At 58.8% G+C, this 14,088-nt stretch carries 12 protein-coding genes; 7 read left to right on the forward strand and 5 right to left on the reverse strand.

What is annotated here, in order from left to right; all coding sequences use genetic code 11:
- The first annotated feature begins 8 nt into the window (after positions 1-8).
- Positions 9-1,721 (forward strand): NAD(P)/FAD-dependent oxidoreductase, encoded by a 1,713-nt coding sequence (locus tag L0U79_RS00685; protein WP_233839957.1) that lies wholly within the window; start codon positions 9-11, stop codon positions 1,719-1,721.
- A complete protein-coding gene (gene dinG / locus L0U79_RS00690; RefSeq protein ID WP_233839958.1) occupies positions 1,711-3,813 on the forward strand; it encodes an ATP-dependent DNA helicase DinG in 2,103 nt (700 codons plus the stop codon). Before L0U79_RS00685 ends, dinG begins: the two co-directional genes overlap by 11 nt.
- Before the next feature lie 411 nt (positions 3,814-4,224).
- Here dinG and L0U79_RS00695 read toward each other — a convergent pair whose 3' ends face one another.
- The gene (locus tag L0U79_RS00695) at positions 4,225-4,416 is read right to left on the reverse strand and encodes a hypothetical protein (RefSeq protein ID WP_233839959.1); all 192 of its coding nucleotides are present in this window, start codon (positions 4,414-4,416) and stop codon (positions 4,225-4,227) included.
- 652 nt (positions 4,417-5,068) lie between these two features.
- On the opposite strand from L0U79_RS00695, the gene L0U79_RS00700 reads away from it, so the two are divergent.
- The 5 genes from L0U79_RS00700 to L0U79_RS00720 all read left to right on the forward strand — a co-directional run bounded on the left by L0U79_RS00700 (position 5,069) and on the right by L0U79_RS00720 (position 7,767).
- A complete protein-coding gene (locus tag L0U79_RS00700; RefSeq protein ID WP_233839960.1) occupies positions 5,069-5,629 on the forward strand; it encodes a HutD family protein in 561 nt (186 codons plus the stop codon).
- An 84-nt stretch (positions 5,630-5,713) separates the two neighbouring features.
- Positions 5,714-6,292 carry an NnrU family protein gene (locus L0U79_RS00705; RefSeq protein WP_233839961.1) on the forward strand — a complete coding sequence of 193 codons (579 nt, stop codon included), beginning with the start codon at positions 5,714-5,716 and terminating at the stop codon, positions 6,290-6,292.
- 77 nt (positions 6,293-6,369) lie between these two features.
- Positions 6,370-6,567 (forward strand): hypothetical protein, encoded by a 198-nt coding sequence (locus L0U79_RS00710; protein WP_233839962.1) that lies wholly within the window; start codon positions 6,370-6,372, stop codon positions 6,565-6,567.
- Positions 6,568-6,583: 16 nt separating this feature from the next.
- Positions 6,584-7,183 carry a DUF938 domain-containing protein gene (locus tag L0U79_RS00715; protein ID WP_233839963.1) on the forward strand — a complete coding sequence of 200 codons (600 nt, stop codon included), beginning with the start codon at positions 6,584-6,586 and terminating at the stop codon, positions 7,181-7,183.
- Between the two features lie 182 nt (positions 7,184-7,365).
- Positions 7,366-7,767 (forward strand): YchJ family protein, encoded by a 402-nt coding sequence (locus L0U79_RS00720; protein WP_233839964.1) that lies wholly within the window; start codon positions 7,366-7,368, stop codon positions 7,765-7,767.
- Here L0U79_RS00720 and L0U79_RS00725 read toward each other — a convergent pair.
- From L0U79_RS00725 to L0U79_RS00740, 4 genes are all read right to left on the reverse strand, one after another.
- Entirely contained in the window at positions 7,737-8,519 is a 783-nt protein-coding gene (locus L0U79_RS00725; protein ID WP_233839965.1) for an NRDE family protein, read from the reverse strand. The genes L0U79_RS00720 and L0U79_RS00725 overlap by 31 nt on opposite strands.
- A 26-nt stretch (positions 8,520-8,545) precedes the next feature.
- Positions 8,546-9,415, reverse strand: a complete 870-nt coding sequence (locus L0U79_RS00730; RefSeq protein ID WP_233839966.1) for a methylglyoxal synthase — start codon at positions 9,413-9,415, stop codon at positions 8,546-8,548.
- Positions 9,416-9,434: 19 nt separating this feature from the next.
- On the reverse strand, positions 9,435-10,664 hold the full coding sequence (locus L0U79_RS00735) for a spore maturation protein (RefSeq protein ID WP_233839967.1): 1,230 nt from the start codon (positions 10,662-10,664) through the stop codon (positions 9,435-9,437).
- A 158-nt stretch (positions 10,665-10,822) separates the two neighbouring features.
- Positions 10,823-13,675: a TonB-dependent receptor gene (locus L0U79_RS00740; protein WP_233839968.1), complete on the reverse strand. Its 2,853-nt coding sequence runs from the start codon at positions 13,673-13,675 to the stop codon at positions 10,823-10,825.
- Between the last annotated feature and the right edge of the window lie 413 nt (positions 13,676-14,088).

Here is a 14,088-nt window from a genome sequence, read left to right on the forward strand (position 1 = left end):
GATTCAGCATGCTGCGACTCACTGACATCAAACTTCCCCTGGACCACGCCGAGGAGGCGCTGGCTGGGGCTATTCGCGCCAAGTTGCACATGGGTGCTTCGGCGGTTCGCGGGTATACGATTTTTCGGCGTGGATACGACGCGCGCAAACGAGGCGCCATCCAGCTGATTTATACGCTGGATGTCGATGTCGCGGATGAGGCGAAGTTGCTGCAGCGCTTTGCGGACGATCCGCACGTTCGACCGACTCCCGATACGGACTACCACTTCGTGGCTTCATTTTCACGCGACGTCCCTGTCGCGGAAAGCGAAAGTCAAAAATCGGACATCCATGGCCGAACTCTTCAAGAAGAGCGTTCACACCGTCCCGTCGTCATCGGCTTGGGACCCTGCGGCCTGTTCGCGGGCCTGCTGCTGGCGCAGATGGGCCTTCGCCCCATCATTCTGGAGCGCGGTAAAGCCGTGCGCGAGCGCACCAAGGACACCTGGGATTTGTGGCGCAAGCGCAATCTGCATCCCGAGTCAAACGTGCAATTCGGCGAAGGCGGCGCGGGCACGTTTTCCGACGGCAAACTCTATAGCCAGATTTCCGATCCCAAGCATTACGGTCGCAAGGTGCTTACGGAGTTCGTGAAAGCGGGTGCGCCGGAAGAAATCATTTATGTAAGCAAGCCGCATATCGGCACCTTTCGTCTGGTGACGATGGTGGAGAACATGCGCAACACTATCGAATCGCTCGGCGGCGAGATTCGCTTTCAGCAACGCGTCGACGATCTTTTTGTCGAAGAGGATGCGGACAGCGTGCGCCATGTTCGCGGTGTCGGCTTGGCGAATGGCGAACAGATTCGCACCGATCATGTGGTGCTCGCGTTGGGACATAGTGCGCGCGATACCGTTACCATGTTGCACAAGCGCGGCGTTTATCTGGAAGCCAAACCGTTTTCGATCGGTTTCCGCGTGGAGCATCCGCAGTCGATCGTCGATCAGGCGCGCTTCGGTCCGCAGGCCGGCCATCCGCTACTCGGCGCCGCCGACTACAAACTCGTGCATCACTGTCGCAACGGTCGCTCCGTCTACAGTTTTTGCATGTGCCCTGGCGGCACCGTGGTTGCGGCTACCAGCGAACCCGGGCGTGTGGTGACGAACGGCATGAGCCAATACTCGCGCAATGAACGCAATGCCAACGCGGCCATCGTCGTCGGTATCGAGCCAAGCGATTTCGCGCCGTACGACAACAGCGGCAGCCCGCTTGCCGGTATCGCATTGCAGCGCGCGCTGGAAAGCCGTGCGTTCGAGCTTGGCGGCGGCACGTATGAAGCACCCGGGCAGCTCGTTGGCGACTTTCTTGCCGGACGCGTGTCGACGGCATTGGGCGACGTAATGCCCTCTTATAAACCCGGCGTACACCTGACGGACTTGGCGACGGCGCTGCCCGACTACGCGATTGAAGCGATTCGCGAAGCGATGCCCGCGTTCGATCGCAAGCTAAAAGGTTTCGCAAGACCTGACGCGATATTTACCGGTGTCGAAACGCGTACGTCCTCGCCGGTACGTATCCGCCGCAACGACGACGATCTGCAGAGCCTCAACACGCGCGGCCTGTTTCCTGCGGGCGAGGGCGCCGGCTACGCTGGGGGCATTCTTTCCGCAGGCGTCGATGGCATCCGCGTCGCAGAAGCCGTTGCGTTGAGCATCGCGCATCAGGAAGCACATGCTTACTGATGCGCTGAAAGAAAGCATTCGCGATGCGTATGCGCGCGTGAGAGACGGTCTCCCCGGCTTCCGCTCGCGCGCGGCGCAGACGCGCATGATCGCGGAAGTCGCCAGAGCGCTGTCGCAAAGCGGCGGCGCGGCGGTGATCGAAGCACCCACCGGTACCGGTAAGTCGATGGCGTATCTGGTCGCCGGCGTCGAAGTCGCGCGCGCGATGAAAAAGAAACTGCTGATCGCGACTGCCACCGTGGCGTTGCAAGAACAGTTGGTCGAACGCGATATTCCGCTTTACCTGAAGCTCAACGGGCGCGAAATGAAAGTGGCGCTCGCCAAGGGACGCGGCCGCTATCTGTGCCCACGCAATCTGCGCATGGCAGGCAACAGCCTCGGCGAAAGCGGTCAGATGGGCCTGGGTCTCGATACGGATCTCGCCCTGTGGAGCAAGCCCCCTGCAGAGCGCGACAAGCAGGTGCTGCGCAAACTCACCGACGCGTTCGATCACCAGACGTGGAACGGCGACATGGATGCCGCGCCCGAAACGCCCGGCGACATGCTGCGATCGATGATTACGACAAGCGCGGGCGGATGCACGGGACGTCGCTGCGGTCACTTCATGGGATGCCCGTTCTTTGCCGCGCGACGCGCGGTGGCGGACGCGGACATCGTCGTCGCCAATCAAGACTTGGTGCTCTCCGACCTCACCATGCCCGGCGACGACGACAACTGGGGCGGCGTAATTCTGCCAAAGCCCGACGAAACGCTTTACGTGTTCGACGAAGCGCATCATATGCCCGGCAAAACGATCGACCGGGGCGCGTCCGAGGTGCCGCTCGGCACGGCCGTTCGGCAAATCAGCCGATTGGCGCGTCAGGTGCATGCTGCTTATTCGCTGACCGATAAAGAAGTCATTGGCAAGCTCACGCTCGATGCCGGCGATTTGAAGCTGCAAGAGTTGAGCGACGGCATGGAAGAACTGGAAAAGGAAATCCGTCAGTCGTGGATGCCGGATCCGGCCGAGATCGAACCGATGTATCGCGGATCGCTAGGGCAGCTGCCGGACAACTGGGTGCATCACGCCACCGTGCTCGACGTCGCTGCATCCGAAGTACAACGATGGCTGACGACGGTGCGGCGCGCCGTCACCGAAATGAGCGAAGGCGGCCCCACCCAAGAAGCCTTGTCGCGTGAACTTGGCATGGCGCTCGAACGCATCGATCGCCAAGTACGCACCTGGCGTGCGTGGTCCAACGACGATCCAGAAAACGCGCCGCCGCTCGCGCGCTGGGTCACGCTATCGAACGATCAGCAATTGGTTTGTCACGCATCGGCCGTTTCCGCCGGCGCGCTCTTGCGCAATATTCTTTGGGACAATGCCAGCGCATCGATCATGACATCGGCCACGTTGAGCGTCGGTGGCAATTTCCGCGGCTTCGCCGATGCGGTGGGTCTGCCGGACGAAGCTGTTACCGTTAGCCTGCCTTCGCCGTTCGATTTGGGAGCGCAGGCGCGCCTTGAAGTTCCAGCGTTTTCTGCGTTGCCGGACGCGCGCGAACAACACGCGCGCGAGGTGACTGACTGGCTCGCCGAAAATTTGGATTGGGACGCCGGCAATCTCGTGCTGTTTACGTCGCGCGCGAAATTGGAACGCGTGCTGCAGTGCTTGCCTATCGACAAGGTGCGCAAAGTTCGCGCACAAGGCTCGCTCGGCAAAACGCAGTTGATTGCCGAGCACGTCGCAGCTATCGAAGGTGGCAAAGGCAGCACCTTGTTCGGACTCGCTTCGTTCGGTGAAGGCTTGGACCTGCCAGGCAAGCTGTGCGAAACGGTGGTGATTACCCAACTTCCGTTCGCCGTACCGACGGACCCGGTCGGCGCCACCTATGCCGAATGGCTGGAATCACGCGGACGCAATCCGTTTCTGGAAGTCGCCGTTCCGGAAGCAACGCGCTTATTGATTCAATATTGCGGTCGTTTGATTCGCAGCGAAACGGATCGCGGTCGCATCGTGTTACTGGATCGTCGAGTCGTTACACGGCAATACGGTGGCCAGATGCTAAAAGCACTTCCGCCGTTCCAGCGCGTAATCGAGCGCACCTCGTAAGCGCTATACGTTCAATAAAACAAGTCCGACCTATGACGGACTTGTTTTATTTCGTCCGATAGCCGCTATTACATGGGGCAATACCAGGGATACGGAGGATCGACGGGGCACATTGGCAGAGGGTCTTGCTGCACGGTTATCGCGGAACTGCTTACTGGCTCGCTCGTTCCTGCCGAAACAGAGCCGCACAAGCTCAAAGCGACAACACAGCCGAACGCAAAACCGCTCCACACTGACTTGCTCTTTGTCTGCATATAACTTCTTCTTAGATTAAGTTAATTGCTAGCCAAGGCTGTAGCGAAAAAGCAGCCCAGCCAGGCTACCCGACCATTGTCGTGAATCGAGCACATCATGTATTTGATTCACTACAGGCGCGCTTGGAACATTGAAAGCCGGGCAGTAGAGCTCTCGTTAGCTAAGTGGCGGCGGGCAGACGACAACCCCGTTCTGAACCACGCAGGGGTACATTAAAATGCCGATATCGCTCGAATCGTTAACTTGAGAACCCGTTGCTTGTGCGACGGACGTACCGAACAAACTCATTGCCATGACGCAACCCATTACCAAGCTTCTGCACAGCATTTTTGTGATTGTCTTCTTCATAAGCGTTCTCCTTGTTGATTACTTGCACGGCGCTTCAGCCGCTTAATTCACAGCAAAACAGCGAGCATTCAAGTCTCGCAACTACGGCGTCGCACGGGCGATCGGGAATGTGGCAGGGGATGTCTAACGTTCCAAAACATCTCAGGCATGCCCCAACGCACAGCATTGTTGCGGTTTAGAGCTTTTGTATCGGCGTACAATTGATAAGCGGAATGTATGAGTTGCAGGATGACAGCGTGGTAACGGGCGCAGTGGTAGCGCCATTCGAGCCACCCGTCTGCGTATCCGTCGCGTGCGCAGCCGGAGTGACAGTCAGGCCAGCAGTGAGGATGAAGCCCAGAGCGAGGCCGCCACGCGTCAGCTTTGTGATTATGTTTTTCATACATATTCCTTTATTAAATTTGGTAACCGCGCATCCAATTCCGATTTTCTCGAAGGGCACGATTGAATGACGCACGCCTAAGACTGACGACAAACGGAACCTTCACTTTCATGCAAGACGGCGCGGAAGTCGCCTCTGCAGAAACTCTAGCCTGACTCTATTCGCTCAAGCAGAGACAGCATTGTCGTCACGAACATGAAAGAAACGATAGTCAGCCTTATGTTTACTACAATGTAAGAAATAGCCGTCTTCCACCGAGCGACTACGTACATGACGATCATTCACCTGCGCGAATGCCCCGCCCTACCGTGGAAAAACGGCATGGGACGCACGCGCGAATTGGCCATCTATCCTTCCAGCGCAGGCATGGATGACTTCATCTGGCGCGTAAGCGTGGCGGAGGTAGATAGCGCTGCGCCGTTTTCGTCGTTCGCCGGTGTCGATCGTCATATCGCATTGCTGGAGGGAGCCGGTTTCACAATGACGCTGGACGATGGTCGTTCCCATGCGCTCACGATGCCATTTGCGCCATTTGCGTTTCCAGGCGAAGCCGCCGTGACGATCGCGCTGCACGGCGGACCGACGCGCGATTTCAATCTCATGCTGCGCCGATCGAAGGTTCGTGGCGAATTGGTAACCTGGGAAGATGCAGGTCGACAGGTGGTGGATGACGCGGTAGCGCTGATTTACTGCGCACGAGGGCAGATCGATACCTCCGATGGGCGCATGCAGCCAAGCGATGCATGGCTGCCCACGCCATTGACCGGTCGTGTCACGCTCGGCCCAGGCGCATTGGCACTTGTCGCGCGGGTGCAATCGCTGGGAAATTAGCCTTGGCTCGCCGTCCGGCTAAGATCGGCTCGACAACAGCGTATGCTGAAGACAAACCGGCCAACTCCATCATGAGGTTTCCCCATGTTTGTGCTGATTCTCGGTTTGATTGTTTTTCTCGGTTTACATTCCGTCCGCATCGTGGCGGACGATTGGCGCGTGCGACAGATTGAACGCATCGGCCTGAATCGCTGGAAAGCGTTTTACTCTATCGTCGCCATCATCGGTTTCGTGCTGATCTGCGTGGGATTCGGCATGGCGCGCCAGCAGCCGGTGCTGCTCTATATCCCGCCCTTGTGGCTGCGGCATCTCAACGGATTGTTCATGTTGGTCGCGTTGATCCTGTTCGCGGCGGCGAAGGTGCCGAACAATCACATCAAAGCCAAGCTAGGTCATCCGCAGGTGTTGGCGGTGAAAACCTGGGCGTTCGGTCACTTGCTCGCGACCGGCATGTTGCACGACGTGGTGCTGTTTGCGCCGTTTTTGCTATGGGCGATCGTGCTGTATCAAGTCTCTCGGAAACGGGATCGCCGCAACGGCACCACTTATCCTCCGGGTACCGCGAAGGGCACCGCCATTGCGGTGGCGGCGGGCGTGGCGATCTGGGCATTGTTCGCGTTCTGGCTACATACGCTGCTGATCGGCGTGAATCCGATGCATTGAGGGGTGTCTCCAGTCATCTTCGTCGGAGGGACCGCCTTGCGCTACAGTGATGGCGGTCCCTCTTTTCGGGTGATGCCATGGTCGGTTTTCTGCTCTGGTTGCTGTTGCTGATCTTCTGCTGGCCGCTGGCGCTGCTGGCGCTTGTGCTCTATCCCATCGTGTGGCTGCTGTTGCTGCCGCTACGTTTGGTCGGCATCACGGTATCTGCCGTGTTTGCTTTTCTCGGCGCGGTGCTGATGCTGCCAGCACGGGTATTGCGCGGACGTCCGATTTAGAACATTCGGCGGCACCATGACTGGCAAGCCTTATTCGCCCGCGAGCGAGCGCAATCGCGAACCGATTCTGGCGGTGCTTCGCACATGGTTTGCCGATCGACGGCACGTGCTGGAAATCGGCAGCGGAACCGGCCAGCACGGCGTGCATTTTGCGGCCGCGATGCCGCACCTTGAGTGGCAAAGCTCGGATCGCGAAGAAAATCTCGCTGGCTTGCGACAGTGGCTCGACGAAGCCGCGTTGCCCAACACACCGCCGCCGTTGGAATTGGATGTAACGGATACGTGGCCCAACGATCACTACGACGCGATCTTCAGCGCCAATACGCTGCATATCATGGCGTGGCAGGAGGTCGAGCGCATGTTCGCCGCGTTGCCATCGGTGACCGTCGCCGGCGCTTGCCTTGCCATCTACGGCCCTTTCAATGTGGACGGTCGCTTCACCAGTGACAGCAACGCAGCATTCGATCGCGAGTTGAAGATGCGTGGCGCGCACATGGGAATTCGCGATACGGCCGTTGTCGATGCGCTGGCCGCTAGCATTGGCTTCGAATTGATCGATGATGTTGCAATGCCAGCGAATAATCGCTTGCGCTTATGGAAACGGCGAGGAACATAGTCGTCCGGCGCCGTTTGCCTGTTAGCACCATGTGATCGATAAATGAGTGCCGCTCTCCCCGCGACATGGAGACTTTAAGCGATCCGTCCCGACGGCCCGCGCATGGCTTCGTGCATGATTACCCCTTGCATTTGCGCACCAGCGCGTCACGATGAGCGCATCGCGCCAGGTGGATTCGAACCTTGCAAGCTGTCGACACCCTCACTCCCTGCCCTTGCGGCAACGACGCCGGTTACGCGCGTTGTTGCGGCCCGCTGCACGAGGGCGCCGTCGCGGCAACGGCCGAAGCGCTGATGCGTTCGCGCTACAGCGCCTATGTGCTCAAGCGCGAGGATTATCTGCTGACCACCTGGCACCCCAGCACACGGCCGGCCAGCCTCAAGCTTGCCGCACAGCAACCCGCACCCACCTGGCTGGGCCTGGATGTGAAGCATCACCAGGAAGACGGCGAACACGCCGTGGTGGAGTTCATTGCTCGTTTGCGCTACGGCGGAGGCAAAGCGCAGCGCATGCATGAAATCAGTCGCTTCGTGCGCGAGCAAGGCCGCTGGTATTACGTGGACGGCAGGTTCCCTGAAGGCTGAATCGAGAGTTCGCTTTCGCCTTCGAATACGCCCGATGGTCCAAAACGGCGTTCGACGATAAGCCCTCGGCCGTCGTAACCGATCGCCACAATGGTGCTGGCGCGCGTGCCGTATTGTTCGCCACGAATAAACGCCGCCGACAACCAACGCTCGCGCTCCAAGCCAACGCCGGTATCGGGCAACAGCTCGTCCGACGCCTGCTGTTCGTCGGCCAATGCCTGGAACAGCGGCGCAAAGTCGACTTCATGGCCCGCTTGCATCCAGGCATCCAAACGTTGCATCAACGCGTGCGTCTTGGGCCACGGCGTATTGAAATCGGCGTTGGACAACCCGTGTATGCCAGGCTCGATCAACTGCGCGCGCGCCGACGGTCGATTACCCAGATAGAAACCGTGTTCGGTATCGAAAGTCAGCAGATTGAAGGGTCGATAATTCGGCGCCGCGGGAAGCAGCGCACGCGCATGGCGTGTGGCGTCGTCGGGCCCGATCAAATAATCCGTCGCCAGCAATCCGCGCGATGTGCCGTGCTGCGGATCGCGCGGATCGCGCACATTGGTGACCACGCAGCATCGTCCCGCCTCGGTGACGCCCAGCCACGTGCCGCCCGCTTCAAGATCGCGTCCGCCGATGATCGGCAGATCGGTCCAGCGTGACAGAGGCGCGCTGGGACGTGCGTGAAATTCGTCGCGATTGCCGGCGAGCAACAGACGCCAACGCGGATGGATTTGCCAAGCAAAGGCGATCAGGCACATGAAAGGCTTCCACTCCTATTGTTGCGTTATGCCGCGCGACGGCGCACCGCATCGGCCCAACGAGCGGCGACACGCGGCGACGTCATGCAAACGGCCTCATCGGTGACGGTGGTCACCGCGCGTTCCAACAACTGAATATCGGCTTCATGCTGACGCGCCACATGCGGGTCCTCGAAGAAGATCGCGCGATGGCAACGTCGCTCCAGTACCAGATCGGCAATCTGCGCATCGCCGCCCATCGGTCCGCTCTTAAAGCGATCGACCCATTCTTTGTCTTGCGGCCAACCGCGACTCCACGCCAGCTCGTTCAATTGCTGACCGGTCGTACCGGTGCCGACGCGCCGCGCGAAACGCGAGAGTACGTCGAAGTGATCGGACGCGTACGCCATCATTTGCGGTTTCATGGCATCGTGCGCAATCAGCGCAATGGTTTGTTTTTCCAACGCGTACAAATCGTCAGCGCCGGGATCGGGTGCGAATCCCGCTTGAATCCGCTCCATCTCGACCCAGTCGCGCGCCGACGCCACGGTGGAAATAAACGGCTTCTGATGAATCACGCATTGGCGCTTCAACGCCACCGCCTCGGGAAACGTGGACGACGGGTCGACCGGATTGATCAGATAGATCGCGCCGTCCAAGGTGCGATTCGGCTCGGGCATGCCGACTACTTCCGCCACCAACTTCATCAAGCCGCCTTCATGGCCGTACGGATAGCGCACCAAGCCCGCGTAATCCTTGAGATAACCGACGCGGACGATCGCCGCATAAGTGCGCCCCACCGCATGCAAATGCAAGTTCAGTTCGCGAATCCCGTGCTCGCATGCCCGTAGCCAATGAAATAACGCCGCGTTGTCCTGGTCGTGATGAAACGCGTTGGCGGCAAGGCCCATGCGCATGTGATATGCCTCTTTGTAATTAACCAAAAAACCAGTAACACACGCCAATCGACGCCAGCACGCCGGTGAGATCGGCCAACAATGCACACCCGACCGTGTGCCGAACGCGACGAATGCCGACCGCGCCAAAATACACGGCAACGACATAAAACGTAGTCTCCGTGCTGCCCTGTATCGTCGCCGCGACCAGGGCCGGAAAGCTGTCGACGCCCGAATGATGCATGGTTTCGATCAACATGGCGCGTGCCGCGCTTCCCGAAAACGGCTTGACCAGCGCCGTTGGCAATGCATCCACGAAACGCGTATCCAGACCTGCATGCTGCGTAAGCCAGCGCACGCCGTCCAACGCGAAATCCAGCGCCCCCGATGCGCGCAACACGCCCACCATGCACAACATGGCGACGAGGTACGGCAGGATTTCCTTCGATACGTCGAAACCCTGCTTGGCGCCGTCGATAAAACTCTCGAATAACGGCACGCGCTTATACGCGCCAGCGCACAAGAACACGATGATGATGCCGAACAAAGCAAGATTGCCAAGTAGCGACGAAAGCGAGGCAAGCGCGGCGGCCGTCAGTGAGGCAAGAAAGGCGAGAAAACCGCCCAGCAGCAATCCACCACCCAAAAACCATGCAAGCACGACCGGGTCCCATAGCCGCAGTCGCTGCATATAGGCGACCGACAACAGGCCAACGAGATTCGACGCGAAGTGCGCCAGCAGAATCGGCAGAAAAACCAAGGTCGGATCGTGCGCACCAGCCTGCGCGCGATACATAAATACTGTCACCGGCAACAATGTCAGCGACGATGCGTTGAGCACAAGAAATAGAATCTGCGCATTGCTGGCCGTAGTTTCGGACGGATTGAGCGTTTGCAGTTCGCGCATCGCGCGCAAGCCGATCGGTGTGGCGGCGTTATCCAGTCCGAGCGCATTGGCGGCGAAGTTAAGCGTGATCAATCCGATCGCCGGATGTCCCCGCGGAACGTCCGGCATCAGCCGCGCGAACAACGGCCCCAACCAACGCGCCAACTGATCCACCAGACCTGCTTTCTCGGCGATACCGAGAAAGCCCAGCCACAAGGTCAACGTGCCGAACAACAGCAACATCACCTTGACCGATAGATCGGCCATCTCGAACAGCGAACCAACGATGGCGGCAAACACAGTTTCGTCGCCGCCGACGAGCCAGCGAAGCAGCGCCGCCAAGGTGGCGGCCATAAAGAAGCCGAACCAAAGGCGGCTCAGCATGCGGTCGTCGGATGCACGAGAAAAGTGACCATATCCCGCATTGTCGACGACAGCGGACGCACAAGCCAGCCTTGCCTGGGCGCCGCGTTCAAAGAAAAAGGCGCGCCGGTTGTCCGGCGCGCCTCGGCTTTCCGTGGAAAGCTTGCTAACTCGTGGGCTTAGAACTTCACCTTGACGCCCACGTTCCAGAACCGCCCGACAATACCGGCGAAGTCATAGGTCGGGTTGTACAAGTTTGCTGCGTAGTTCAGCGGATCGATCGGCGGCTTGCGATTGGTCACGTTGTCCACCGAGGCGGTGACCGTGATGTGGTCGTTGATCTTGTACGAACCCACCAGATTGCCGTAAGTGAACGACGCCAGCGTGCAGTTCGACGCCAGTGGTCCGCCGTTCGCGCCCAAGGTGTCGAAGCATGCGGTGGTGCCGGTGACGTCTTGCGCCGATTCGTACTGATGACTGGTGTAGTAGATCGTCGCCGTTAGGCTGAGCGGGCCGTATTCGACCGTGTTCGCCCAACTGCCGCGCGTGCGTGGCGTACCCGCGCCGGAGGACAGGTTGTACGGGCCTTGCGTGCCGACGTAGCTCTCGATGTTCCCCGCGATATCTTCCTTCCACTGAAAGATCTGCGTGCCCTGCAGTTCGCTGATGTACTTGATGCCATTGCTGAAGTCGAAGTGCGCCTGCAGATCCAGATCAACGCCGGTGGTCTTCAACCAATCGCCGTTGACGTAATCCGCGCCCACGAATACAGGCCGCAAAGGCGCAGTGGGATGCTGCGGATCGGGCGTATCGAACTGGATGGTGTAGCCCGGCAACACGGTGCCCGTGTTGTAGTAGTTCAATAACGCGATGCCTGGGTCCGCCGGAACGATAACGTTGCTCTTGCGAATGTTGTAGTAGTCGATAGACGCGTTCAACCAACTGACCGGTTGCACCACGACACCGAAGGTGAAGCTCTGCGATTTCTCCGGCTTCAAGTTGGGATTACCCGAATTACCCTCTTCAAGCGCGTACGGAACCGTCACATAATTGGAATTACCGTGCGCCGCCAGGAATGACGCTGGTGCGCCCTGGCTTTGCACTGAGCTGTTGACGAAACCCGCGCTGAAGCTGCCCGGACCTTCGCCGAATTGCGGAGCGCGGAATCCCTTCGAATATGTACCGCGCACGGCCAGCCATTCTGCCGGCTTCCACTTCAAACCAATCTTCGGCGAGAAGTTGTTGCCGATGTGCGGATAGTGGTCGAAGCGTCCCGAAACGTCGGCCTCCAGGCTCTCTAACAGCGGTGCGTCGAATTCGGCGTAGATACCGCTGACGTTGCGCGAGCCGGTAATGAATGTATTACCCAACGACTGATAGATACCGCCCGGATTGAGCTGCTCCTGCAACTGCGCTTCATGACGGAACTGCACGCCGGCGGCGAGACCGGTGGCGCCACCAGGCAAATCGAACAATTCGCGATTGACGTTGAAATCGAACACGTCCATGTCCGCGTGATTCTGCGCGATATCCGGCGGCGCGATCGCGTTGCGTTCGGCCTGCGTATTCGACGACGGATTGGCGAAGTTGTACGTGCCGTTGGCGAGTGCGTTGAGCAGACCTTGGTAGCTGATCAAACCCGTGTTGGTGTAACCCATCCACGCGTGATTGCCGACCACCGATGCCTCGTAGTTCCAATCACCGAAGGTACCTTGCAGGTCGATCATGCCGCGCACATTGTGCGTGTCGGTGTTGGTCAGGGCTGGAAGATCGCCGAATGCATAATTGATCAGCGCGTACTGGCCCGGGAACGGGTTGGATGGGTTCCCCGGCGGCAGCTCGATGGCGTCGGTGTTGTGCGGCACGCCGGACTGAATCTGAAATGGCGTACCCACTGCATGGAGCACGCTCTGGTAGTAGCTCACATCGGCATAAGCTTTGGTCGTGTCGTTGAACTTATAGGTGAAACGCCCATAGATGCCATCGCGGTTCGTGTACTGCTGGGCGTGACCGTATTGATAAGCCTGATCCTGTGCGCAGTAAGTGCCCGTGTTCGGACCCGTGCCCGGAACAGTTTCGAGTTGCGTACCGCCTGTGCACGGACCTAGCGGCTGGAAGGGGCCGGTGGCCGCGCCGCCCGCCGTCGTTCCAGCCGGCGCTACCGTGCCGATCGTGGAACCATTGGTGTTCAACGGATTGCCGTTGCGAAGATCCGGACCGCCAATGCCGGTGAAGTTCGAACTGTTGAACGGATAGCTGCGCTTGCTCAACGGGATCGACTGGTCCTGATTCCATTCGGCGCCCATGTAAGCGTTGTAGTGATCCGCGTTCAGATCGCCCATACCGGCCAACAGCGTAGCGTGCTTGTGGAAGCCGCCTCCGCGTTGCGAGTTGCCGACTTCGGCAGTGGCTTCGACACCCTGATAACCGGGCTTGAGAATGATGTTGACCACGCCGGCGATCGCGTCAGAACCGTAGATCGACGACGCACCGTCCTTCAGCACTTCGATGCGTTCGACGGCAACCAGTGGAAGCGACTGCAGGTCGACGAACGAACGAATACCGTCATCGACCAGCGGATAACTGGCCGCGCGCTTGCCGTCGACAAGCACCAACGTGGAGTTCACCGTCAAGCCGCGCAGTGCGACACCGGATGAACCGGTTGCAAAACCTGCGTAGAACGATGGCGGAATCGTACCGCTGTTATCCGCGGACACGGCGCGCACGACGTCGGAAACGTTAGTGAAGCCCGAACGCGCAATGTCTTGCGCGGTGATGACCGTAACGGGCGATGGTGTTTCGGTATCGACGCGCGGCAAAGCAGAACCCGTGACGGTGATGGTCTGCAATTGCTTGGCATTGCCTTGCGACGCTTGTGGGGACGGCGCAGTAGTCTGCTGCGTTTGCGCGGCGGGTTGCTGTGTTTGTGTTGTTTGCTGATCTTGCGGGGCAGTGCTTTGTGCAAAAACCGCTCCGGGGACGGGCGCTAGCAGTAAACCTGCAAGCGTGAGAGCAAGTTTGTTACGTTTCATTTTGGAACCCCTCCAATGGATAAAACCGAAAAGGTTTACCGCTTGTGAGTTTTCCAATCGATCCGCTGGATACAAAGTGAAAAAGGGTATCCCTCCTGAACCCTAGCGCGGTCTAACACACCGGAACGCTATGGACAAGTCTTTAACATTGGCAATTTATTGCGTTTTCGCGTGAAGAAAACGCAGTTGCGCATGAAGTGCGTGCGCGCCGTTGGCGTCGTATAGCCATCTAAAACGATTACAGAAAAACTGAATATCAGCACATGAATTTACGAATTCACTGAACGTTGAAGTGAAAAAATGTGTTTGTACGGCCGTCTAACTTTTCATACTCGCAAAAATAACGGCGCGCCGAAAACGACGCGCCGTTATGGGATGTAGCAACTCTGCGACTGCGATGCATCGTGCGATCG

This window comes from Dyella sp. 2HG41-7 (assembly GCF_021390675.1).
GTDB lineage: Bacteria > Pseudomonadota > Gammaproteobacteria > Xanthomonadales > Rhodanobacteraceae > Dyella_B.

What these genes read in the sequence shown, in the direction of transcription:
- L0U79_RS00705 (WP_233839961.1), top strand. Translation starts at nt 5,714, where the DNA reads ATGTTTGTGCTGATTCTCGGTTTGATTGTTTTTCTCGGTTTACATTCC.
- L0U79_RS00740 (WP_233839968.1), bottom strand. Translation starts at nt 13,675, where the DNA reads ATGAAACGTAACAAACTTGCTCTCACGCTTGCAGGTTTACTGCTAGCG.
- L0U79_RS00730 (WP_233839966.1), bottom strand. Translation starts at nt 9,415, where the DNA reads ATGCGCATGGGCCTTGCCGCCAACGCGTTTCATCACGACCAGGACAAC.
- L0U79_RS00695 (WP_233839959.1), bottom strand. Translation starts at nt 4,416, where the DNA reads ATGAAGAAGACAATCACAAAAATGCTGTGCAGAAGCTTGGTAATGGGT.
- L0U79_RS00725 (WP_233839965.1), bottom strand. Translation starts at nt 8,519, where the DNA reads ATGTGCCTGATCGCCTTTGCTTGGCAAATCCATCCGCGTTGGCGTCTG.
- L0U79_RS00700 (WP_233839960.1), top strand. Translation starts at nt 5,069, where the DNA reads ATGACGATCATTCACCTGCGCGAATGCCCCGCCCTACCGTGGAAAAAC.
- L0U79_RS00735 (WP_233839967.1), bottom strand. Translation starts at nt 10,664, where the DNA reads ATGCTGAGCCGCCTTTGGTTCGGCTTCTTTATGGCCGCCACCTTGGCG.
- L0U79_RS00685 (WP_233839957.1), top strand. Translation starts at nt 9, where the DNA reads ATGCTGCGACTCACTGACATCAAACTTCCCCTGGACCACGCCGAGGAG.
- L0U79_RS00710 (WP_233839962.1), top strand. Translation starts at nt 6,370, where the DNA reads ATGGTCGGTTTTCTGCTCTGGTTGCTGTTGCTGATCTTCTGCTGGCCG.
- dinG (WP_233839958.1), top strand. Translation starts at nt 1,711, where the DNA reads ATGCTTACTGATGCGCTGAAAGAAAGCATTCGCGATGCGTATGCGCGC.
- L0U79_RS00715 (WP_233839963.1), top strand. Translation starts at nt 6,584, where the DNA reads ATGACTGGCAAGCCTTATTCGCCCGCGAGCGAGCGCAATCGCGAACCG.